This is a genomic window from Paraburkholderia sp. LEh10, from assembly GCF_017814945.1.
In the GTDB taxonomy this organism is placed as follows: Bacteria; Pseudomonadota; Gammaproteobacteria; order Burkholderiales; family Burkholderiaceae; genus Paraburkholderia.
In genome coordinates this window covers 65,628-88,434 of record NZ_JAGIPX010000025.1, presented here as the reverse complement: position 1 = coordinate 88,434, position 22,807 = coordinate 65,628, and the positions used below count along the sequence as shown (strand labels likewise).

At 62.9% G+C, this 22,807-nt stretch carries 22 protein-coding genes and 1 pseudogene; 13 read left to right on the top strand and 10 right to left on the bottom strand.

From position 1 onward, the window contains the following. Nucleotides 1–405 precede the first annotated feature (405 nt). Both J8I87_RS21490 and J8I87_RS21485 read left to right on the top strand, forming a co-directional pair. Entirely contained in the window at nt 406–1,470 is a 1,065-nt protein-coding gene (locus tag J8I87_RS21490; protein WP_209933867.1) for a Dyp-type peroxidase, read from the top strand. Then, complete coding sequence (locus tag J8I87_RS21485; RefSeq protein ID WP_209933866.1) at nt 1,463–2,266, top strand: family 1 encapsulin nanocompartment shell protein; 804 nt, start codon at nt 1,463–1,465, stop codon at nt 2,264–2,266. Before J8I87_RS21490 ends, J8I87_RS21485 begins: the two co-directional genes overlap by 8 nt. A 298-nt stretch (nt 2,267–2,564) precedes the next feature. Here J8I87_RS21485 and J8I87_RS21480 read toward each other — a convergent pair whose 3' ends face one another. Beyond that, complete coding sequence (locus J8I87_RS21480) at nt 2,565–2,816, bottom strand: hypothetical protein (protein ID WP_209933864.1); 252 nt, start codon at nt 2,814–2,816, stop codon at nt 2,565–2,567. A gap of 149 nt (nt 2,817–2,965) precedes the next feature. Between J8I87_RS21480 and J8I87_RS21475 the strand changes: the two genes are divergently transcribed. Beyond that, nucleotides 2,966–3,547, top strand: a complete 582-nt coding sequence (locus tag J8I87_RS21475) for a YdeI/OmpD-associated family protein (RefSeq protein WP_209933863.1) — start codon at nt 2,966–2,968, stop codon at nt 3,545–3,547. An 86-nt stretch (nt 3,548–3,633) separates the two neighbouring features. Here the strand turns inward: J8I87_RS21475 and argG are convergent, their stop codons facing one another. From argG to J8I87_RS21460, 3 genes are all read right to left on the bottom strand, one after another. Continuing rightward, a complete protein-coding gene (gene argG, locus J8I87_RS21470) occupies nt 3,634–4,968 on the bottom strand; it encodes an argininosuccinate synthase (protein WP_209933862.1) in 1,335 nt (444 codons plus the stop codon). 157 nt (nt 4,969–5,125) lie between these two features. Further along, entirely contained in the window at nt 5,126–7,507 is a 2,382-nt protein-coding gene (locus J8I87_RS21465) for a phosphoketolase (protein ID WP_209933861.1), read from the bottom strand. Between the two features lie 363 nt (nt 7,508–7,870). After that, nucleotides 7,871–8,785: a LysR family transcriptional regulator gene (locus J8I87_RS21460; protein ID WP_209933860.1), complete on the bottom strand. Its 915-nt coding sequence runs from the start codon at nt 8,783–8,785 to the stop codon at nt 7,871–7,873. A 101-nt stretch (nt 8,786–8,886) separates the two neighbouring features. On the opposite strand from J8I87_RS21460, the gene J8I87_RS21455 reads away from it, so the two are divergent. Beyond that, entirely contained in the window at nt 8,887–9,765 is an 879-nt protein-coding gene (locus J8I87_RS21455; protein ID WP_209933859.1) for an aldo/keto reductase family oxidoreductase, read from the top strand. Between the two features lie 304 nt (nt 9,766–10,069). Here J8I87_RS21455 and J8I87_RS21450 read toward each other — a convergent pair whose 3' ends face one another. From J8I87_RS21450 to J8I87_RS21440, 3 genes are all read right to left on the bottom strand, one after another. Beyond that, a complete protein-coding gene (locus J8I87_RS21450) occupies nt 10,070–10,657 on the bottom strand; it encodes a YSC84-related protein (RefSeq protein WP_209933857.1) in 588 nt (195 codons plus the stop codon). A 435-nt stretch (nt 10,658–11,092) separates the two neighbouring features. Then, nucleotides 11,093–11,779: a type 1 glutamine amidotransferase domain-containing protein gene (locus J8I87_RS21445; RefSeq protein ID WP_209933856.1), complete on the bottom strand. Its 687-nt coding sequence runs from the start codon at nt 11,777–11,779 to the stop codon at nt 11,093–11,095. Between the two features lie 210 nt (nt 11,780–11,989). Next, nucleotides 11,990–12,922: a LysR family transcriptional regulator gene (locus J8I87_RS21440; protein WP_209933908.1), complete on the bottom strand. Its 933-nt coding sequence runs from the start codon at nt 12,920–12,922 to the stop codon at nt 11,990–11,992. Between the two features lie 106 nt (nt 12,923–13,028). Between J8I87_RS21440 and J8I87_RS21435 the strand changes: the two genes are divergently transcribed. From J8I87_RS21435 to J8I87_RS21420, 4 genes are all read left to right on the top strand, one after another. After that, a complete protein-coding gene (locus tag J8I87_RS21435) occupies nt 13,029–13,907 on the top strand; it encodes an alpha/beta fold hydrolase (RefSeq protein WP_209933855.1) in 879 nt (292 codons plus the stop codon). A 35-nt stretch (nt 13,908–13,942) separates the two neighbouring features. Beyond that, entirely contained in the window at nt 13,943–15,361 is a 1,419-nt protein-coding gene (gene leuC, locus J8I87_RS21430; RefSeq protein WP_209933854.1) for a 3-isopropylmalate dehydratase large subunit, read from the top strand. After that, on the top strand, nt 15,354–15,992 hold the full coding sequence (leuD, locus tag J8I87_RS21425) for a 3-isopropylmalate dehydratase small subunit (RefSeq protein WP_209933853.1): 639 nt from the start codon (nt 15,354–15,356) through the stop codon (nt 15,990–15,992). The genes leuC and leuD overlap by 8 nt, the downstream gene beginning before the upstream one ends. Before the next feature lie 165 nt (nt 15,993–16,157). Beyond that, on the top strand, nt 16,158–17,477 hold the full coding sequence (locus tag J8I87_RS21420) for an MFS transporter (RefSeq protein ID WP_209933852.1): 1,320 nt from the start codon (nt 16,158–16,160) through the stop codon (nt 17,475–17,477). Between the two features lie 132 nt (nt 17,478–17,609). Here J8I87_RS21420 and J8I87_RS21415 read toward each other — a convergent pair whose 3' ends face one another. Together J8I87_RS21415 and J8I87_RS21410 are read right to left on the bottom strand one after the other, a co-directional pair. Continuing rightward, nucleotides 17,610–18,815 (bottom strand): MFS transporter, encoded by a 1,206-nt coding sequence (locus J8I87_RS21415; RefSeq protein WP_209933850.1) that lies wholly within the window; start codon nt 18,813–18,815, stop codon nt 17,610–17,612. A 57-nt stretch (nt 18,816–18,872) separates the two neighbouring features. Beyond that, on the bottom strand, nt 18,873–19,241 hold the full coding sequence (locus J8I87_RS21410; RefSeq protein ID WP_209933849.1) for a type II CAAX prenyl endopeptidase Rce1 family protein: 369 nt from the start codon (nt 19,239–19,241) through the stop codon (nt 18,873–18,875). A gap of 364 nt (nt 19,242–19,605) precedes the next feature. Here J8I87_RS21410 and J8I87_RS21405 point away from each other — a divergent pair, with 364 nt between their 5' ends. Continuing rightward, nucleotides 19,606–19,761, top strand: a complete 156-nt coding sequence (locus tag J8I87_RS21405; protein ID WP_209933848.1) for a DUF3563 family protein — start codon at nt 19,606–19,608, stop codon at nt 19,759–19,761. A 20-nt stretch (nt 19,762–19,781) separates the two neighbouring features. On the opposite strand, the gene J8I87_RS21400 is transcribed toward J8I87_RS21405, so the two are convergent. Beyond that, entirely contained in the window at nt 19,782–20,180 is a 399-nt protein-coding gene (locus J8I87_RS21400; RefSeq protein ID WP_245254060.1) for a LysR substrate-binding domain-containing protein, read from the bottom strand. 24 nt (nt 20,181–20,204) lie between these two features. Between J8I87_RS21400 and J8I87_RS21395 the strand changes: the two are divergent. The 4 genes and pseudogenes from J8I87_RS21395 to J8I87_RS21380 all read left to right on the top strand — a co-directional run. After that, nucleotides 20,205–20,483: pseudogene (locus J8I87_RS21395) on the top strand (MFS transporter); the annotation flags it as partial. Between the two features lie 124 nt (nt 20,484–20,607). Continuing rightward, complete coding sequence (locus J8I87_RS21390) at nt 20,608–20,784, top strand: hypothetical protein (RefSeq protein ID WP_209933847.1); 177 nt, start codon at nt 20,608–20,610, stop codon at nt 20,782–20,784. A 121-nt stretch (nt 20,785–20,905) separates the two neighbouring features. Then, on the top strand, nt 20,906–21,832 hold the full coding sequence (locus J8I87_RS21385) for a LysR family transcriptional regulator (protein ID WP_209933846.1): 927 nt from the start codon (nt 20,906–20,908) through the stop codon (nt 21,830–21,832). Between the two features lie 116 nt (nt 21,833–21,948). Then, nucleotides 21,949–22,659: an SDR family NAD(P)-dependent oxidoreductase gene (locus J8I87_RS21380; protein ID WP_209933845.1), complete on the top strand. Its 711-nt coding sequence runs from the start codon at nt 21,949–21,951 to the stop codon at nt 22,657–22,659. Nucleotides 22,660–22,807: the final 148 nt, after the last annotated feature.

Sequence of the window (22,807 nt, the reverse complement as noted above, 5' to 3'; positions counted from 1 at the left end):
TCCGATGACGTGCGACGGAGTATGCGACGTCAGTATTAGCGGAGAGTGAGCCAGCAACGGCAGCATGCGGGCGCGACCGCGCTCTGCCAATGTCGGAGCCAGTCGTGCAAATTCGAAGCATCGGTGCAGCGCGAGCAAATTCCATTGTGTCGAACACGTTACGCTTGCTTCCACGTTCGGCCAAAGGAGTGAGTGCATGTCGCGTTGCGCAAATGCCGCTTTGTTGCAAGACCACGCCATGCCGGATGGAAACACGCGAGATTGCTCCTGCGTGAAAGCTGAAAATCACGCGGCGGAACATGACGATCCCCTCGGGCGACAAAATTTCTTGATCGCGTTACTCTCCCATGCGGCGAGCTTTCGCCTTTGTCGCCACCAGCAACGGTTTCAACAGGACGTGATCCGATGCCCAACGACACTCCAGAACCCCAGGCCGTCTACAGTCCCATCACCCGCAGCGCGATCTTCATCGTCGCGACGCTCGACACCGGCGAGGACTCGGCCGGCACTGTGCGCGCATGGTGTGCGGACGTCGCCGCCCTCGTGCGCTCGGTCGGCAAGCGCGTGCCTTCCGGCAACCTGTCGTGCGTGTGCGGCTTCGGCTCCGACGCGTGGGACACGCTGTTCGGCGCCCCGCGCCCCGCGCTGCTTCATCCGTTTCGCGAATTCGGTCCGCCCGGACGCCGCGCGATCGCGACGCCGGGCGATGTGCTGCTGCATATCCGCGCCGATCAGATGGACCTCTGCTTCGAGCTCGCCACGCAGTTGCTGCGCCGGCTCGGCGACGCCATCACCGTCGTCGACGAGGTGCACGGCTTTCGCTACTTCGACTTGCGCAGCATGGTCGGTTTCGTCGACGGCACCGAGAACCCGACGGGCCGCGAGGCCGTCGACTTCACGATGATCGGCGACGAAGACCCCGGGTTCGCAGCGGGCAGCTATGTGCTCGTGCAAAAGTACCTGCACGATATGGACGGCTGGAACGCGCTGTCCGTCGAGACGCAGGAGCGCATCATCGGCCGCACGAAGCTGTCCGATATCGAGCTCGACGATGCCGTCAAGCCGACGTCGTCGCACAGTTCGCTGACGACGCTCGTCGAAAACGGCCAGGAAGTGAAGATCCTGCGCGACAACATGCCGTTCGGCCGCCCCGGTTCCGGCGAGTTCGGAACCTACTTCATCGGCTACGCCCGCTCGCCCGAGCCGCTCGAAAAGATGCTCGAAAACATGTTCATCGGACGGCCACCGGGCAATTACGACCGGCTGCTCGACTACAGCCGCGCCGTCACGGGAGGCCTGTTCTTCGTGCCATCAGCCGGTTTGCTCGAAGCACTCGCGGACCGCGATCCGCAGCAGGCCGCCGCCGATGACGACGCCGGCGCGCCGCCCGAACCACCCGTTTCCATCGAGCCGCGCCACGATGGCTCGCTGAATATCGGATCTCTGAAAGGAACCTCGCAATATGAATAACCTGCATCGTGAGCTTGCCCCGATCTCCAGTGCCGCGTGGGCGCAAATCGAAGAGGAAGTGGCGCGCACCTTCAAGCGCAGCGTCGCCGGACGTCGCGTGGTCGACGTCAAAGGTCCGGGCGGCACCGATCTGTCCGCCGTGGGCACGGGGCACCAGCTTGCGATCACGGCGCCGCATCACGGTGTCGCCGCAAAGCTGTCCGACGTGCGGGCGCTCGTTCAGCTGACCGTGCCGTTCGAACTGCAACGCGACGCGATCGACGCCGTCGAACGCGGCGCGAACGACTCCGACTGGCAGCCCGCAAAGGACGCCGCGAAGGAGCTCGCCTACGCCGAGGACCGCGCGATCTTCGACGGCTATAAGGCGGCGGGCATCATCGGCGTTCGCGAAGGGTCGTCGAACCCGCCACTCGCGCTGCCCGCCGACGTCGCCGACTATCCGAACGCGATCGGCAACGCACTCGAACAGTTGCGCCTCGCCGGCGTGGACGGCCCCTATTCCGTGCTGCTCGGCGCCGACGCGTACACGGCGCTCGGCGAAGCACGCGACCAGGGCTATCCCGTCATCGAGCACATCAAGCGGATCGTCAACGGCGACATCATCTGGGCGCCCGCGATCGAGGGCGGGAGCGTGCTGTCGATGCGCGGCGGCGACTACGAATTGCATCTCGGCCAGGATGTGTCGATCGGCTATCAGAGTCATACGGACACAACCGTGCGCCTCTATCTGCGCGAGACGCTGACATTCCTGATGCTGACGAGCGAAGCATCGGTGCCGGTGACGAAGACGGAATAGGCGTCGCGCATGAGGCCCCGCCGCGCGCCGCGTCGGTGCAAACCGCATTTCCTCTACGCGTCCTGGCATGCGGATTACGTGCTACGTTGAGTGAGCGAGCGACGTGCTGGCCAGGCGCACGCTCGCCCCTTCAAATCGGCGACACCGGCCTTGCAACGGCTGCGTCCCGTCCTGTCGATCTGCCCGGATGCGCCCATCGCAAAGAAGAAAAAAACCACCGATGCGCGAAGTGCGCCGGGCCGCGCTGGGTAACGGCCAGCGCATCGCAAGGCCGCATGAGCGACGACGCGATCGGGCCTTAAGCGTGCCCTGTCACGAACTTCTTCGTCGCGTGATAGCCATGCTTCGCCGTATCGGCGACGGCGTGGCCGGCCGTTTTCGCACCATGTCCGACCGCATGCGCGGCGTCGCGCGCCGCGTGCCCTGTCTTCCTGCCCGCGGTCTTCACATCGTTCTTGAACTGATGCGCGCCCGTGGCGAGGCTCGCATGAGCGAGCGGGCTGAACGCGGCCAGCGCGAGCACCATGATCGAAATTTTCGTCGTCTTCATCTGGCTGATTTTTCCATGTGCGATCGCGCTTTGATTGCTATCGCGCGCGAGCGTTCCCATTTGACATTTCGCCGATGCCTGGCCGGATTGACAACATCATTTCCGGCTCAAATAATGAGCCCACTCTATTTATTGCCGAAGGGCCGGAAATGAATCCCAAGGTCGACGCTTATTTAGGCAAGGTCAAAAAATGGCGAGAAGAGCTTGAGAAACTGAGAGCGATTGTTCTCGACTGCGATTTGACCGAGGAATTGAAATGGGGTGTTCCCTGCTACACGCTCGATGATAAAAACGTCGTCATAATACATGCGTTCAACGAGTATTGCGCGCTTCTGTTCGTCAAGGGTGCGTTGATGAAAGATCCCAGGGGCATTTTGATCCAGCAGACGGAGAATGTTCAGTCGGCCCGTCAGATAAGGTTCACGGGTCTCCTGGAGATAACCAGGATGGAATCCGTCCTGAAATCGTATGTCCGCGAAGCGATCAAGGTTGAAAAATCTGGCCTGAAGGTAACTTTTAAAAAGACCGATGAATTCAACATGCCGGAAGAATTCAAAACTAAGCTGGATGAAATGCCGGCCCTGAAAACCGCGTTTGAATCGTTAACCCCGGGACGTCAACGAGCGTATATCCTGCATTTTTCCGCGGCAAAACAATCCAAGACGCGGGAATCGAGAATCGAAAAATGCACGCCGCACATTCTCGACGGGAAGGGATTAAACGATCAATAGACCGGGACGAGCAAAAAACAGCGCCGCGCGACGCGCACTGCCACCAGATGTGGCGTGCCCGCCGCGCGGCTCATCAAAGGGACCGCTTATTCGGTATCGCCCTTGATCTGCGGCAGCGCCGATGCCTCGCCCGACGCCAGCAGCCCAACTTGCGAGTAGATGCGCAGTTTGTCGCGTGTATCGGTGATGTCGAGGTTGCGCATCGTCAACTGGCCGATGCGGTCGCGCGGCGAGAACGTCGAGGCAACCTTCTCCATCGACAGGCGCTCGGGCTGGTACGTCAGGTTCGGCGACTTCGTGCTGAGAATCGAGTAGTCGTTGCCGCGGCGCAGCTCGATTGTCACTTCGCCGGTGATCGCACGCGCCACCCAGCGCTGCGCCGTTTCACGCAGCATGATCGCCTGCGGATCGAACCAGCGGCCCTGGTACAGCAGGCGGCCGAGGCGGCGGCCGTTCTCGCGGTACTGCTCGATCGTATCTTCGTTGTGGATGCCCGTGACGAGCCGCTCATACGCGATGTAGAGCAGCGCGAGGCCCGGGGCTTCGTAGATGCCGCGGCTCTTCGCCTCGATGATGCGGTTTTCGATCTGATCGCTCATGCCGAGGCCGTGGCGGCCGCCGATGCGATTCGCTTCGAGCACCAGTTCGACAGCATTCGGGAAGGTCTTGCCGTTCAGCGCGACGGGCTGGCCCTCTTCGAAACGGATCGTCACTTCTTCCTTCGCGATCTGCACGTCGTCGCGCCAGAAGGCGACACCCATGATCGGGTTGACGATCTTGATGCCGCTTTCGAGGCTTTCGAGGTCCTTCGCTTCGTGCGTCGCGCCGAGCAGGTTCGAGTCGGTCGAATAGGCTTTCTCGGCCGACATCTTGTATTCGAAGCCCGACTGGCGCATGAACTCCGACATTTCGGCGCGGCCGCCGAGTTCGTCGATGAACTGCTGGTCGAGCCACGGCTTGTAGATCTTCAGGTCCGGGTTCACCAGCAGGCCGTAGCGGTAGAAACGCTCGATGTCGTTGCCCTTGTATGTGCTGCCGTCGCCCCAGATGTTGACGCCGTCTTCCTTCATCGCGGCGACGAGCATCGTGCCCGTCACGGCGCGGCCGATCGGCGTCGTGTTGAAGTACGTGACGCCCGCCGTCGAAATGTGGAACGCGCCGCACTGCAGGGCCGCAAGGCCTTCCGCGACCAGTTGCGCGCGGCAGTCGATCAGGCGCGCGCCTTCGGCGCCATATTCCGTTGCGCGGCGCGGGATCGAATCGTAGTCGTCCTCGTCAGGCTGTCCGAGATTGGCCGTGTACGCATACGGCACGGCGCCCTTCAGGCGCATCCAGTGCAGCGCGGCGCTAGTGTCGAGGCCGCCGGAGAATGCAATACCGACCTTTTGGCCAGCCGGAAGACTTTCAAGAATTGTGCTCATATGCAAAACGTTAAGTCGACGAGAGGGAGGAATACGGTGCAACTTTCCAGTATCGGGCATGCCCGCCCATCTGACAAGTTTGGGGACAGAACATAACCCGAACGGACGTTCGGTTCGCCATCGGACGAAGCTGGCCGCAGGCTGGCGGAGCGCGCCTTTATCCCTGCCACTTCCACTCGCGAATTTCGTCGCAGTCGATGCCTTCCGTATGCGCGTATTGGAGGTGCTCGATCCGCTGATCGCGCATGCTCTCCTTCACATGGTCGCCTACGCCGCGCAGACGCGGCACGCGGTCGATCACATCGATCGCGAGCGTGAACCGGTCGATGCCGTTGATGATCGCCAGTTCGAGCGGCGTATTGATGTTGCCCTTCTCCGCATAGCCGTGGACATGAATGTTCTCGTGGTTGGTGCGCCGGTAAGTGAGCTTGTGAACCAGCGAAGCGTACGAATGAAAATTGAAGATCACTGGTTTGCTGGTCGTGAACAGCGAATCGAAATCACGCGCTGACAACCCGTGTGGATGATCCGATGCCGGCATCAGCCGGAACAGATCGACGACATTCACGAAGCGGATTTTCAGATCCGGAAACTTTGCCTTGAGGATTTCCACTGCCGCGAGCGCTTCCATGGTCGGAATATCGCCGGCGCTTGCGATGACGACATCCGGCTCGTGGCCTTGATCGGTGGACGCCCAATCCCAGATGCCGATGCCTTTCGTGCAATGCGTGACGGCCGCCTTCATGTCCAGATACTGCAAATGCGGCTGCTTGTCGGCGACGATCACATTGACGTAGTCGCGCGAACGCAGGCAATGGTCGGCGACACTCAACAGGCAGTTCGCGTCCGGCGGCAGGTAGATGCGCACCACATCCGGGCTCTTGTTCGTCACGACGTCGAGAAAACCGGGGTCCTGGTGCGTGAAGCCATTATGGTCCTGACGCCAGACAAGCGATGTAATCAGCAGGTTCAGCGACGGCACGGGCTGTCGCCACCGCAGTTCGCGCTTGGCCTTCTCCAGCCACTTCGCGTGCTGGTTGAACATCGAATCGATCACGTGCACGAAGGCCTCGTACGTCGCGAGCAGACCGTGCCGCCCCGTGAGCGTATAGCCTTCGAGCCAGCCTTCCAGCGTGTGCTCACTGAGCATCTCCATCACGCGGCCATCGACGGACAGGTCGCCGCCGTCGCGGTCCGTTTCCAGCATCTGCGCGAGCCATGTCTTCTGTGACGCTTCATAGATTGCGGTGAGCTTGTTGCTGGCCGTTTCGTCAGGACCGAATACGCGAAAGGTCTCCATGTTCCGGCGCATCACGTCACGCAGAAACTTGCCGAGTACTTCCGTCGGCGAAAGATAGTCGGCCCCGGGCTTTTTCACTTCGACGGCGTACTCTTCGAACTGCGGCAGGTCGAGCGCCTTGCACAGCTCGCCGCCATTCGCATGGGGATTCGCGCTGATACGCCGTGGCCCAACGGGCGCGAGCGCGCGCAGTTCTTCGACGAGACGCCCCGATTCGTCGAACAGTTCTTCGGGGTTGTAGCTTCGCAGCCATTCCTCGACGAGCGCGAGGCTCTTGCTATTGCTCGCGGGATCGGCGACGGGGACCTGGTGCGCGCGCCACGATCCTTCTATTTTGTGGCCGCCGAACTCGCGCGGCCCCGTCCATCCTTTCGGGGTTCGGAGCACGATCATCGGCCAGCGTGGCCGCTGCATGTCGCCGTTCTCTCTCGCGTGCTGCTGGATCGCTTGAATCTCATCGACGCAGCGGTCGAGCGTGGCCGCCATCTGCTGGTGCATCGTCGGCGGATCGTCGCCTTCGACGAACCATGGCTTGTATCCATAGCCCGTCAGAAGCGCTTCGAGTTCGTCGTGCGGAATGCGCGCGAGGATCGTCGGATTGGCGATCTTGTAGCCGTTCAGATGCAGAACGGGCAGCACCGCGCCATCGCGCGCGGGATTGAGGAACTTGTTCGAATGCCAGGAGGTGGCAAGCGGTCCCGTCTCCGCCTCGCCGTCGCCGATCATCGCGGCGACGATCAGATCGGGATTGTCGAAGGCCGCGCCATAAGCGTGCGAAAGACTGTAGCCAAGCTCGCCGCCCTCATGGATCGAGCCCGGCGTTTCGGGCGTGCAGTGCGAGCCGATGCCGCCCGGAAACGAAAACAGCCTGAAAAGACGCTCCATGCCTTCTACCGTCTCGGCCCGATCCGGATAGATCTCCGAGTAGCGCCCTTCGAGATAGCTATGCGCGAGCGTCGCCGGCGCGCCGTGGCCCGGTCCGGAGATGAATATGACATTCAGGTTTCGCTGCTTGATGACCCTGTTCAGATGCACCAGCAAAAAGCTCTGCCCCGGATCCGAGCCCCAGTGACCCAGCAGCCGCCTCTTGATGTGCCCGGCGGTGAGCGGTTCGCGCAACAGCGGATTGGCGCGCAGGTAAATCATTCCCGCCGACAGGTAGTTGCATGCCTGCCAGTAGCGGTCCATCTTGCGCAGTTCATCGGCAGGCAGTGGCGTCGATTGCAAGGGAGTGTCCATTTCAAGCGTCTCCGTACACGATGTTCGCGTCGCGTAGCTCCTGCTGTCCGATCGGTGACAGATTCATGTCGAAACCGTCGATGCCCGCGGCCGCACCAGAGCTTCCTATCATAGGAGGTGCCGCGCGTATTTCCATCGCATTCGCTGGTCGGGTGCGCGCCCGTCACGCATTACGCACATCATGAGCCGACGCGTTTCTCGAACTGCACTCGCATTCTTGTTGGCTTTGCAACGAAACCGGCAAAGCCGTCGTCAACCACCGTTCAGCAGCTTTTGATGGCGATGCAATTCGCGCCGCGAGCGCGCATAGCGACAGGCAACGGAAATAAGCTAGTGTTCGAGTCGCGCCTGTTGCGATCGAACTCAAGGGATCGGTGCATCCGCCGCGCCATTCGTCTTGAGGAAATCGACGAACGCGCGCAACGGCGCAGGCAGATGACGCCGCCCCGGATAGTAGAGAAACGGCCCTGAAAAGCGCTGCCACCACGGCTCGAGAATCGGCTCCAACGCGCCGCTGTCGAGATAGGGCCGCAGCCAGCCCTCGAACAGATGGATGACGCCCACGCCCGCCAGCGCCATGCTGATCGCAAGATCGATTGCAGCACCGGGCCTGACGACGAGCGGCCCCGTCGGGTCGAGCCGCACGACCTCACCATCGCGCTCGAAATCCCACGTCGGCATCGCGCCGCCCGCGAACTGGCCGCGCAGGCACGCATGCGCGAGCAGGTCGCGCGGATGCTCGGGCCGCCCGCGTGCATCGAGATAGCCGGGTGTCGCGGCCGTCGCGAAACGCTGCACGCGCGGCCCGATGGGCACGGCGATCATGTCCTGCTCCAGCCGCTCGTCGTAACGAATGCCTGCGTCGCAGCCGATCGACAGCACATCGACGAACCCGTCCTCGACGACGACTTCGACGCGGATGTCGGGATACGCAATGAGAAACGGCGCGATCACGGACGGCAAGACGACGCGCGCCGCGCTCGATGGCACGTTGAGCTTGAGCGTGCCGCTCGGCTTGTCGCGAAAGACGTTCAGCACGTCGAGCGCGGCTTCTATTTCGCTGAAAAGCGGCGTCAGCTTGTCGATCAGCCGCTGTCCTGCTTCCGTCGGCGCGACGCTGCGCGTGGTCCGGTTGAGCAGCCGCATGCCGAGCTTCGATTCGAGCCGGCGCACGGCGATGCTGAGGCTCGATGCCGAGACGCCGCTGATGCGCGCTGCGTCGCGAAAGCCGCCCGCGCGGGCGACCGAGACGAAGGCGGCGAGATCGTTGAGTTCCATGGCCATTGTTCGGGATTTTCAACAGCCCGTACACTTTAGGTCGCTTTATTCAACAGCGCAATCCGGCCAAACTGACGGCATCGTTTATCGAGGAGAGCGCAATGCCGAAGTCCGATTTCACCGACACCTTTGAACTGGCTGGCCGCCGCGTGCGCCGCATGGGCTATGGCGCGATGCAACTCGCGGGGCCCGGCGTGTTCGGGCCGCCGAAAGACCGCGGCGCATGCATCGCGATTCTGCGCGAAGCAGTTGCGGCGGGCGTCAATCACATCGATACGAGCGATTTCTATGGCCCGCACATCACCAATCAGCTGATTCGCGAGGCACTGCACCCTTATCCGGACAATCTCGTGATCGTCACCAAGGTCGGCGCGGTTCGCGGCGACGACGGCGCGTGGCTGCCGGCGCTGGAGCCGGAAGACTTGAAGCGCGGCGTGCACGACAATCTGCGCAACCTCGGTGTCGATGCGCTCGATGTCGTGAACGTGCGCATCATGGGCAACGTCCATAGCCCTGCGGAAGGATCGATCGAAAAGCAGGTGGTGGCGCTCGCCGGGCTTCAGCGCGAAGGGCTCGTGCGCCATATCGGCCTGAGCAACGTGACGCCCGCGCAGATCGAAGAAGCACAGCGCATCGCAGAGATCGTCTGCGTGCAGAATCACTACAACATCGTGCAGCGCGAAGACGATGCACTCGTCGACGCGCTCGCCGCGAAGGGAATCGCGTATGTGCCGTTCTTCCCCCTCGGCGGATTCACGCCGATTCAATCGTCGGCGCTGTCGGACGTCGCGCTGCGGATCGGCGCAACGCCGATGCAGGTGGCGCTCGCGTGGCTGCTGCATCGCGCGCCGAATATTCTCTTGATTCCCGGCACGTCGGCCCTTGCACACTTACGCGAGAATCTGAGCGCTGGGCAGTTGCGCCTGGACGACGCGGTGCTCGCGGAACTGGATGCGATCGCCGACAGGGCCGATAAATAATGCGGGCTCACAACAGCTGTTGAAAGAGGTTCGCTCGCTCTGGCAAGCCAGCGCGCGACAAGTTTGACTGCACAGTCAAACTTGACAATCGTGACAATAATAAACCCTGTTGCAGGATCGATGGCGGTGCATCGATTGGCAAAGCCGCGATCTGAAGCAACGCTTTGACTGGGTGAGAAAGGCAGCTTCGTCATATTCGAACGAAGCGAAGCTGCCTTGAGCGCGGCACCGGATGTCGAATACGTTCAGTGATGATCGCGTCGGCCTGTTCAAAGCTGGCCAGCCAAACGCGGCGAGCCCATCATCAGATTTTCAGGCGCGAAACCTTGGTGCCCGACAGCGACACGTCACCCATCAGGCCGGCATTGGTCAGCACGATCGCTTCGACGGGCGCGGTCGCCGTCGTCGTATCGATCTCGCCGTTCGCGCCGACCTTCAGCAGCGCAACCGACCCTTCGCCACCGACCGACCAGCCTTTGGAATTGCGAAACTTGGTGAGCGCATCTTGTGTCATGAACAGGAAGATGACAGCCTTCGATTGCGCGCCTGCCTGCAAACCGAAAGAGCCCGCCACCGTGCTGTAGTAGCCAGCCGTTTTCCCGCCTACGTGCAACGCGCCTTCGCCATATTCGCCGCCGGCGACGAAGCCGACCTTCAGCACAGATGGGAACACGAGAACGCCATTCGCCTTGGCGACGAGTTCCTTCGAACCTTTGACTGTCGAGTACAGCCGCGTTAAGGTCCCGCGGACCTTCGCATCGATTTCCTCCCGCTTCGCTGCATTGGACTCGGTGGCAAAAGCATCACCCACCGTCAGCGGGGAAACTGCCACCGTTAGGCCCGTGACGGCGAGTGCGGCGGTGCCCATCTGTATGAAGCTTCGTCTGCGCATGGTTGCCTCCATCGTGGTTCACGGGCGAACCGTGTTGCTGCAATGGTTGTAAGGACGTATTCCACCGACAATTACACGACGCGTTACTGCCGTCACACTCACAGCAGAATGACGGCGCACCTACAGAAATGCGCAAAATTTGGCTGAAGTTTAGTTGATTGGGGGCGGCACACGAGCCATCTTTTCCTGCCGTCAAGCGTGTTCGTCGAGCGCAAAACGTACGGTCGATCACAGGCCTGAACCTCTGATCATGGACAGACGATGCATCAATTCGAATCCGCCTCTTCGACGAACGCGGCGCGTCCGCTATATTCATTCGGGCACGCCGCGCGAAGACATGAAGTTGGTCCGTCATTTGTTCTCTTGGCGTGACGGACCCACCCGGCTTGTGCGCCTGTTCCCCGCCTGCCTCGACGGTCCAATGTCTTTTTGTTGCTAGCGCTGACTTTCCTTGAGGACCTTGAGAAGATCCAGCGCGCCGGCTCTGGACGAAGCAGGATTCTGCCCTGTCACCAGACGCCCATCGATGATCGACAGGCTTTGCCAGTCGTCGACTTTTTCGAACTGTGCGCCAAGGCGTTTCAGTTCGTCTTCGACGAGAAACGGCACGACGTTTGTGAGTTGCACCGCCTCTTCTTCGGAATTCGTGAATCCTGTCACGCGCTTGCCTTTGACGAGCGGCTCGCCGTTCACCTTCACGTGACGCAATACACCTGGCGCATGACAGACAAAAGCCACCGCTTTCCCCAGGTTATAGAAATTCTCGATTAGCGCGATGGATTTCGGATCTTCCGCGAGATCCCACAAGGGGCCGTGCCCACCCGGATAAAACACGGCATCGTAGTCGTCGGCTTTGACGGTTTCGAGCTTGACCGTATTGGCGAGCACCTTCTGCGCCGCAGGGTCTTGCTTGAATCGCTCCGTCAACTCCGTCTTCCCTTCCGGCGTATCGCTCTTCGGATCGAGCGGAGGTTGTCCGCCCTTGGGCGAGGCTACGGTTATGTCCACGCCAGCATCCAGAAACGTGAAATACGGGGCCGCAAACTCTTCGAGCCAGAAGCCTGTCTTCTTCCCGGTATTACCGAGTTGATCATGTGAAGTCAGCACCATCAGGATCTTCATCGTCGCACTCTCATCATCAAAGGACTATGTAGTCGTCCATTCAACAGGACGATCCAACTGCAGTGGCAAGTGCAATATAGTCGCTGTGAAAGGCGTCGACAAACGCTCGGACATCGTTCCCAATATGCCGCCTCGGAGCAGCGCGTCGAGCAACGGCTTCGGGTGCGGATCGGGTGCGGATCGGCGGTGCGGTATCTACGACAATCGTGCTCACTTGTTGATTTCCCGAACGCCCATCGACATTTTCCCGTCGAACGCATTCCGCAGGAACTCGCCCAGAAAGTCGACGAACGTGCGCAGCTTGGCAGACAGTCTGTTGCGCTCCAGATAGATCGCGTGAATGTCCGCGTTCGGCAGCGCCCATTCGGCGAGCAGCGGCACCAGCTCTTCGCGTTCGATGTGATCGCTTATCTCCCACTGCGAGCGCACGACGATGCCGCGTCCATCGAGCGCCCACTGCAGCACGGTGCTGCCGTCATTACTCGACAACGCGCCGTCGACTTTCACCGTCTCAACACGCTTGCCCCGTGAGAAATGCCATGTGCCGTAAGCGGAGTCGTTCTCGCGCAGCACGATACATGCGTGACGCGTCAGGTCGTGTGGCGCGGATGGCTTGCCGTGCCGCTTCAGATACGCGGGCGATGCGCACACGATGCGCCGGTTCTTCAGCAGCAGACGTGCATTGATGCGCGCATCGGGGACCTCGCCAAACCGGATGCCGAGATCGAAGCCTTCTTCCTGAAGACTGAGCGGCCGCTCTGTCAGTTGCAATTGAATTTTCATCGACGGGAAACGCTCGATGAACGCCGATACGGCGGGTGCAACATGCGCCCGCCCGAAACCGAACGACGCGTTCACGCGTAGCAGGCCAGTCGGTTCGCCACGGCTGCGGGTGACGAGTTGCTCCAGCTCCGACAGGTCGTCGAGGATGCGCGAGCCGTTCGCGAGATAGAGCTCGCCTTCCGGCGTCAGAGACAGACGCCGCGTCGTGCGGTTCACGAGCCGCACGCCAAGGCGCTGCTCCAGTTGCGCGAGCCGCTTGCTGACGGCGGGCGGTGTCACGCCAAGCTCGCGCGCCGCAGCCGCCAGGTTGCGATTGCGCGCGACCAGCGCGAACAGATTCAGGTCGTAAAAGCCATCCATTTCGCCCCCCGTGATTCGTTCCATAAAGTTACGACCGGATTGCTTTTCTGGAATCCCAATCGCTCGTGGCATCAATTAGACTGCAAAACAGCTCTAGGAGACAACGATGTTCGAAGGTTTCGCGGATGCGTCCGCATTCATCGACGGCGTTCGGATTCACGCAGTCAAAGGCGGACGCGGCCCGGCGCTGCTGCTCCTGCACGGCCATCCGCAAACGCATGCGATCTGGCACAAGGTCGCGCCCACGCTCGCCGCATATTTCACGGTGATCGTCGCCGATCTGCGCGGCTATGGAGACAGCGACAAACCGCAGGGCGCCGCCGACCACTCCAATTACTCGAAGCGCCGGATGGCGCTCGACCAGGTCGAACTCATGCGCAGCCACGGCTTCACGTCGTTCGCGGTCGTCGGTCATGACCGGGGCGGACGCGTCGCCGCACGCATGGCGCTCGATCATCCGGATGCCGTGACGCAACTCGTGACCCTCGACGTCGCACCGACCGTCGAGATGTACGAACAGACTTCATTCGAGTTTGCGCGTGCTTACTGGCACTGGTTCTTTCTCGTGCGACCGGCGCCGTTCCCGGAAACGCTGATTCGCGCCGATCCCGATCTGTATCTGAAGCAGACCATCGGCGCACGCAGCGCCGGGCTGAAGCCGTTTGCGCCCGACGCTTACGCGCAATATCTGCGTTGCCTGTCGAACCCGGCGACGGCACACGGAATCTGCGAAGACTATCGTGCGTCGATCACCATCGATCTCGAGGACGACCGCGCGGATTTCACGGCGGGCAAGCGCATTGTCTGTCCGTTCCTCGCGCTATGGGGCGCCGACGGCGTGGTCGGCCAGTGCTTCGATCCGCTGGCGCAATGGCGTCGCTGGAGCGCCGGTGTAAGCGGCGAGCCATTGCCGTGCGGCCACTACATTCCGGAAGAAGCGCCCGAGTTGCTCCTCGAACGCGTGATGTCGTTTCTTCCGCACTGATCCTTTCCCTTGATCCTTCCTGGCTGGCCCTCACCATGTCCTCACAAACGCTTTACAGGAAACTGGTCGGTTCGCATACGGTATCGACCATCGATGCAGAGCATGTCCTGCTCTATGCCGATCTGCACATCATGAACGAGTACACCAGCCCGCAGGCATTCGCGGGGCTGAGCGACAAAGGCCTGCGCGTGCGGCGTCCGCGCCAGCAGATGGGCGTCGTCGATCACGTGATTCCGACGCGGCCCGTGCCCGTTCGGGCGCGCACGATCGAGATCGTCGATGCCGCGAAACAGGCCGCGAACTTCAGGCGCAACTGCTCGGAACATGGCATTCATCTGTTCGACATCGACGACCCCGTGCAAGGCATCGAACACGTCGTCGCGCCCGAGATCGGGCTGATCCGCCCCGGCATGGTCGTGCTGTGCGGCGACAGCCATACGACCACGTACGGCGCACTCGGCGCGCTCGGGTTCGGCATCGGCACGTCGGAGGTCGAACACGTGCTCGCAACGCAGACGCTCGTGTACCGCGTCGCGAAGGACATGCGGATCGTCGTGGACGGCGCGTTGCCGCCGGGAACGACGTCGAAGGATCTCGTGCTGCACATCATTGCGCGGATCGGTGCGCAAGGCGCGCGCGGATACGCGGTCGAATATGCGGGCGACGCGATTGCCGCGCTGTCCGCCGAGGCCCGCATGACTCTGTGCAACATGACGGTGGAAGCAGGCGCTCGCGCCGCGCTGATCGCGCCCGACCGCACGACGCTGGACTACGTGCGCGGCAAGGTGCGGGACCTCGATGCGAAGACGCTCGACGCCGCGTGCCGCGCGTGGTCGCAATTGCGCTCGGACGCCGACGCGAATTTCGACGTCGAGCATCGCTTTGATGCGAGGCACGTCGCCCCGTACGTCACGTGGGGCACGAGCCCGGAACAGGCGATACCCGTTGACGGCCGCATCCCCTCTACGGCGGACGGCTCCCGTCTCGACATCACGACGATGCACAAGGCGCTCGATTACATCGGGCTGCCGGCGGGCGCGCCGATCGAGGGCACACCGATCGACCGCGTGTTCATCGGCTCGTGTACGAATGCGCGCATCGAGGATCTGCGCGCGGCCGCTCAGATCGTGCGCGGCCGCAAGGTCGCGTCGACCGTGCGCGCGATGGTCGTGCCGGGCTCGGGCATGGTGCGCGATCAGGCGGAACGCGAGGGCATCGCGCAGGTGCTGATCGACGCGGGATTCGAATGGCGGCAGCCGGGCTGCTCGATGTGCCTCGCGATGAACGACGACGTGCTCGCGCCGGGCGAGCGCTGCGCATCGACGACGAACCGCAATTTCGAAGGGCGCCAGGGGCGCGACAGCAAAACTCATTTGATGAGCCCCGCGATGGCCGCAGCCGCCGCGATTGCGGGCCGCATCGTCGACGTTCGCAAGGAGCTTATGCATGGCTGAGCCATTCGTGATCGAGGGCGTCGCCGCGCCGCTGCTGATCAACAATCTCGACACCGACCAGATCATGCCGAAGCAGTTTCTGCTCGGCATCGACAAATCAGGGCTTGCGCGAGGACTGCTGTACGACTTGCGCTTCGATGCAAGCGGCCGCGCCCGCGAGCAGTTCGTGCTGAACCGCCCCGAATATCGTCGCGCGAAGATCTTGCTCGGCGGCTCGAATTTCGGCTGCGGATCGAGCCGCGAACATGCGGTGTGGGGCTTGCAGCAGGCCGGCTTCGAGGCGGTGATCGCGCCGAGCTATGGCGAGATCTTTTACTTCAACTCGGCGAACAACCAGCTGTTGCTCGTCACGCTGCAGCCTGAGCAGATCGAGGCGCTGCACGCCGAGCTTGCGAACGGCAGCGACAAGCAACTGTCGATCGACGTCGAAAACGAAGTCGTGCTCACGCCGTCGGGCAAAAGCTATCCGTTCTCGCTGCCGCCGCGCCAGAAGCAGATGCTGGTGGAAGGGCTCGACATGATCGGCATGACACTGCGCGACGAGGCCGCGATCGACACCTTCGAGGCGCGCCACTGGGCGACGCAGCCGTGGTGCCGTATCGATCTGCCTGCCCAGCAGAGGCGCGCTTAGGCAGGAAGGCCGCCCGAACCCTTTCTCACAGCCCCGGACGCACAGCCGCGCGCGCTTCGCGGCCACGCATTCACAACCAGACCGTTCGTGCTGCGCACGCAACGGCAGCCTTGCATGCGATAGCGCCGAGCGCCAACGCGAAAGCGCGATCGACAGGAGACACACATGAGCACAGCCACAGTCCTTGCGCGGGACGAAGCCGCACTGGAAACCCGCGTCGTCCGGAAGATCTCGCGGCGTATCACGCCGTTCATCATCGTGCTGTACTTCCTGAGCTTTCTGAATCGTGTGAACGTCGGCTTCGCGGGCCTCACGATGAATCACGACATCGGACTCACGCAGGCGATGTTCGGCATCGGCGCAGGGATCTTCTTCGTCGGCTATATCGCGGCCGGGATGCCGTCGAACCTCGTGCTGCAACGCGTCGGCGCGCGCCGCTGGATCGCGCTCCTGATGGTCGTGTGGGGGCTGTTGTCGGCAGCCACTGCGTTCGCCAGCGGTCCGTATAGCTTCTACACGCTGCGCTTCGTGCTCGGTCTCGCTGAGGCGGGGTTCTTTCCCGGCATCATCCTGTACCTGAGCTACTGGTTTCCGGCGCGCCATCGCGCATTCGTCACCGCGATGTTCATGACAGCCGCGCCGCTGTCGAACATGATCGGCTCACCGATCTCCGGCGCGTTGATGAACCTGGACGGCGTCGCGCATCTGCACGGCTGGCAGTGGCTATTTCTCGTCGAGGGGGCGCCGACCGTGCTGCTCGGTTTCGTGTCGTACTTCTTTTTGACCGACCGGCCGGAGGACGCGCACTGGCTCGCGTCCGACGAACGGCAGTGGCTAAGCGGCGAGATGCAGCGCGAGCGCGAAATGAAGGCTGCACAAAGCAGGTCGAGCGTCTGGGGCGCGGTCAAAGACCCGCGCGTGCTGCTGCTCGCGCTTGTCTATGCGGGGACATCGACCGGGTTGTACGCGATCGGCATCTGGGCGCCGATGATCATTCACCGGTTCGGGTTCAGCTATTTCGAGCTGGGCCTCGTGAACGCGATTCCCAATCTGTTCGCGGTCGTCACGATGGTGCTGTGGGCGCGCAATTCGGATCGCACTGACGAACGCCGCCTGCACGTCGCGATTGCGTGTCTCGCGGCGGGTATCGGAATGCTGATGTCGGGACATGCGACCCACGCAGCCGTATTGATCGTCGGACTGTCGATCGCGAACTTCGGCATCAACGCGGCGAAGCCACCGCTGTGGAGCATGCCGACGCAGTTCCTGTCCGGCTCCGCCGCCGCTGCGGGCATTGCGCTGATCAACGCGATGGGCAGCCTGATCGGCGGCACGATCGGCCCGATGGTGATCGGCAGGCTGCGCGACATCAGCGGCGACTACTCGCTGGGGCTCTATTTCGTCAGCGCGACACTGCTCGTTTCAGCGGTGCTCTCATACTCGTTCGGTCTGCGTGGCGTTCTTCGGCGTGCTCGGCGGACATAGTGCCAAAGGCGATGGCCGGCATGCTCCGCGCACCTGCGTATGGCTGCGCGTGGCTGTCCGTCCATGCGCCGCGCGCATCGATCTTCTTGCCGTGCGAACCGGCGGCAGCATCAGTCATAGGGGTGTACGGCCCTAGCGGCGTATCGCGATGCGCCGCGCAGGGCTTGCCATCAGCAGCACGATCGTGATCACACAGAACGCCGCGCCCGCATAGAACGTCGCCGCCGCGCCGAGCCGGTCCCACAGCGCGCCCGCGATCACGCTGGAGGCCAACGTCACCAGCCCGCTCGACAGATTGAACATGCCGAACGCGGTGCCGCGCAGATGCGCGGGCGCGGCGTGCGACACCATCGTTGCGAGCAGTCCTTGCGTCATCCCCATATGCAGGCCCCACAGCGCGACGCCTGCAAGCAGCACGCTCCAGTGAACGGCATGCGCGAGCACGATGTCCGATGCACACAGGATCGCGAGCCCGATGACCAGCAGCCGGATGTGGCTCGCCGTATCGGCGAGTTTGCCGAGCGGATACGCCGAGATCGAATACACGACGTTCATCGCGACCATCACGAGCGGCACCAGCGCAACGGGCACGCCGCTGCCCATCGCGCGCAGCACGAGAAACGCCTCGCTGAAACGCGCAAGCGCGAACACGGCGCCCACCGCGACCACCCACCAATAGTCCGCACCGAGTTGACGGATGCTTTCCCGGCGAATCGGATTGACGCGCTTCGCGCCGGGCTGTCGCGCCGGTTCGTCGATGCCGAGCGCGAGCAGCACGACAGCCAGCGCGCCCGGAATGACGGCCAGCCAGAACGCGAGACGGAAATCGTCTGCCCACGCCAGCATGATGACGACAGCCAGCAGCGGCCCGAGAAACGCGCCCACCGTGTCGAGCGATTGCCGCAGCCCGAACGCCGCGCCGCGCAGATGAGGCGGCGTGACGTCGGCGACGAGCGCATCGCGTGGCGCGCCACGAACGCCCTTGCCCACCCGGTCCATCACGCGGGCCGTCGCGACGATGCCGATCGTCGGCGCGATGGCGAACAGCGGCTTGCTCAGTGCGCCGAGCCCATATCCCGCGACGGCGAGCCATTTGCGATTGCCCAGGTAGTCGCTGAGCGCGCCCGAAAACACCTTGACGATGAGCGCCGTCGCTTCGGCGATGCCCTCGATCAGGCCTATCGCCGCCGCGCTCGCGCCGAGGCTCGCCATCATGAACATCGGCAGCAGGCTATGGATGATCTCCGACGACACATCCATCAACAGGCTGACACAGCCCAATACCCAGACGCTGCGGGGTATCTGTCGAAGCGTGCTGGCGCGTGAGGGCGTTTGCATCGGCGTGAATGTCCTCCTTCTCGGGAGCACGACGGCCCCATACAGGAAAGCCGGCGATCAGGGCCAATGGCGCCCGATCACGAGACCATTGAAAAGCCCGTGGGTGGAAACCGCCGCGAGATACGCAAAACCCGCTCGTCGGGACTCGATCGCGAATACGGCGGCGAGCGCTACGGATGTGACGATCAGACTGAACGCGCGCCAGTCCGTCAAGCCATGGCCCAGCCGGAAGAGGATCGTCGATGCGGTCCCGGCGAACAGCGACGAACGACGCAACGGCCCGTGCAGCAACTTCATGATCGCCCATTGGAAGATCAGTGTCTCGTACAACGGCGCGAGCACGATGGTGAACAGCAGTTCGATCCAGAGCGGACGCCCACCAAACGGATTCGGAGCCGGCGACAGATGCCCGAAGATAGGGACCATGCAGGCTGCAATCAGAAATTGACCGGCGAGGCTCGCAAGCGCGCCTGTATCACCAGTTGCCACGTTGACCAGTTCGCAATCGTCGAAACCGCCCAGCGTCGAAACGATGTGTCCAACATGAAGTCGCGGTCTCCCGGTTCGTTCGCATCAAAGGCGGCCCGGCCGGCATGCAGCGTCGCCGCCAATCTTCATGCAAGTTTATTGCAAGCAAACTGTTTGCACGCTGACGGTTGGCGCAGAACGAACACTTTCGCCCCGCCACACCGTCGAAACCGGCGCCGAGCCCCGCCGTACAAGCGCCCGGACATGATGGCACGGTCGATGCAGATGTATGCGCCACAGCTTAGCAACCTTGGAGCATGCGATGACCCCCTATGCCGCCTTCTTCGTGTACCTGGTGAACAATCTCGTGCGTGGCCTGTTGGATCGCGCGGAGCATGAGCGCCGCGACCGGTACCTCGCATCATCTGTCGATCTCGGCGAACTCGAGCGCCGCATGCGACTCGCCGACAACGACTGAGCCGCTGAGCCGCGCGTGCATCACAGCAGCCCGACAAAATTGGCGAGCGCCGCGGACGCGTCGCCAGTGCGCCATCCCAGCGCAAGACGCGCCCGCAGCTTCGCCCCTTGCACGTCCACGTAGCGCACGCCCTTCACCTGAACCTGCGCGATCGCGGCGGGCACGATGGACACCCCGAGTCCGGCCGCCGCCAGATTCACCACTGACGACACCTGCGGCGCCGGCTGCGCGAGCCGCGGACTGAAGCCCGCCTCGCCGCACGCGCGCATGATTTCATCGTGCAGCGTGACGCCTGCAGGCCCGGGCACCAGCACGAACGGTTCTTGCGCAAGCGCAGTCAGCGGCAAGCGCTTTTTGGCCGCCAGCCGATGCGTGGACGGCAGCACGATTTTCATCGCTTCATCGGCGAAGCAATGCATCTGCACGTCCTGCGGCGCAATGGCTCGCTCGCGCTATCGCTCTCGACAGGCTTTCTCGCGTTTTCGATTCTGTGCGCGGGCGCGCTGTCGGAACGGTTCGGAAGACGCGTGCTGATTTTCGCGTCGATGACGCTCGCCGCGCTCTTGAACATCTGCGCCGCGCTCGAAGCGGACTGGCAGAGCATGCTCGTCGCCCGCGCGCTCGAAGATCTCGCGCTTGGCGGCGTGCCCGCCGTTGCGATGGCTTATCTGGCGGAAGAAATCGACCCGCGCGGCCTGGGACTCGCGATGGGCCTGTACGTTTGCGTTTCGCTTCGGCAATCAGAAGGAGTATCCGCTTGCGCTCGAATTCGCGGGCAAGACGAGTCAGGGCAATGAGTATCTGGCGGACATTCCCGTTCATATCACCGACATCAAAGGCGCAACCGTGCTGAAAGCGACGGCGCACGGGCCGTTCATGCTCGCGTCGCTTCCAGACGGACGCTACAAGGTCACGGCCACCTACGATGGCAAGACCCAGCAGCGCATCGTCGAAGTGACGCCGTCCACGCATATCCGGACGCTGTCCGTGTGGCCCACGCAACGCGATAGCAGCACGACATGAGTGCCGCGGTCATCGCGCATCGCTAGCGGTCCCGTCGCGCCCCTGTTCGTCGCTCGCATACACACGCCGCTGTACACTGCCGGGCAACGTCGCCCCGCCGACGATTCCTGAGCGATGCATCATGGACCGGATTGACGCAATGAAAGTGTTCGTCGCGACGCTGGACGAAGGAAGCCTCGCCGGTGCAAGCCGCCGGCTCGGCCGTTCTCCCGCCGCGGTGAGCCGCGCGATCGCCTTTCTCGAAGAACACGTCGGGTCCCCGCTCCTGCACCGCACGACGCGAACCATCAAGCTCAGCGAAGCCGGTGAGCGTTATGCGGCCGCGTGCCGGCGCATCCTGACCGACCTGGAGGAAGCCGACCTGCTGGTCGCGGGCGAACGCTCGGCGCCGCGCGGCCTGCTGACCGTCACGGCGCCCGTGGCCGCCGGCCAGGACATGCTGCGGCCGATCCTCGACGACTTCATCGACCAGTACCCCGCCGTCTCCGTGCGCCTGCATATGCTCGACCGGCCTGTCAGCCTGATCGACGAGGGCATCGACGTCGCGTTGCGCATTGCCCACCTGCCCGATTCGACGCTCATCGCGATCCCCGTCGGCGAGGTGCGGCGCGTCGTGGCCGCGTCGCCGCGCTATCTCGCGAAGCACCCGCAGATCCGCGAGCCAGCGGACCTCGAACAGCATCAGATCATCTCGATGACGCACTTCGGCCTCGACTCGTGGAGCTTTCCGCCGACAGAAGGATCGAGCGTCCCGCAAGTGGTCAACTTCTCGCCGCGCCTGATCGTCAACAGCATCGACGCAGCCGTGTCGTCCGCCGTCGAAGGGCGCGGCGTCACCCGGATGTTTTCGTATCACGTCGCGCAGCAGGTGAAAGACGGCGACCTGCGCATCGTGCTGCGCGACAGCGAGCATGCGCCGTTGCCCGTCCATCTGCTGACGCCGCACGGCCGCCTTTCGGTGCCCAAGGTGCGCGCCTTCGTCGATTTCGCCACGCCGCGCCTGCGCCGCCATTTCAAGCAGCTTCAGCGGATCACGAACGATCATTGAACCGCTTCGCGGAAGAATGTCTATCGCGCCGCGTGGATTCTCTCTCCGGTCGGCTCAATCTAGACTTGCTCCATCTACATCGGGTCCGCCGGGCCCAGTAGTTCAAGGAGCAGGCCATGGGTGCCGAACAGAAAGTGGTGATCGTCACGGGCGCGTCGCAAGGCATTGGCGCGGGGCTGGTGAATGCGTATCGCGACCGCAATTTCCGCGTGGTGGCGACGTCGCGCGCAATCCGGCCCAGCGACGACCCCGATGTCGCCACCGTGCAAGGCGACATCGCCGACCCGCAGACCGCGCAAAACGTGATCTCGGTCGCGCTCGAACGCTTCGGCAGGCTCGACACGCTCGTCAACAACGCGGGGATTTTCATCGCGAAGCCGTTCGAGGAATACACCGCGCAAGACTACGAGACCGTCATGTCGATCAACGTGCACGGCTTCTTTCATATCACGCAGCGCGCACTGGCCGAAATGAGCAGGCGACGCAGCGGCCATGTCGTGAACATCACCGCGAGCCTCGTCGACCGGCCGCTCTCCGTGCGGCCCGCCGCGATGGCCGCGCTGACCAAGGGCGGCCTGAACGCCGTCACGCGCTCGCTCGCGATCGAGTATGCATCGCGCGGCGTCCGCATCAACGCGGTCGCGCCGGGCATCATCAAGACGCCGATGCATCCGCGCGAAAGGCACGAAGCGCTCGCCCGCATCCATCCGCTAGGCCATCTAGGCGAAGTGGCCGACATTGCCGAGGCCGTGCTGTATCTGGAATCGGCGGCCTTCGTGACGGGCGAGATCCTGCACGTCGACGGCGGCAGCAACGTCGGCGGCTGACGGATCGATCCCCGTCGCGCGTCCACCAGGTCGCCCGCTACGCACGCCGACTCTTCCCCAACACGGAGCAGTCCATGCAGGACGCAGTTCTTGATGCAACGCCTGATGCAACGCCGTTTGTCCCGCTCATCCCGCTCATCCCGCTCAT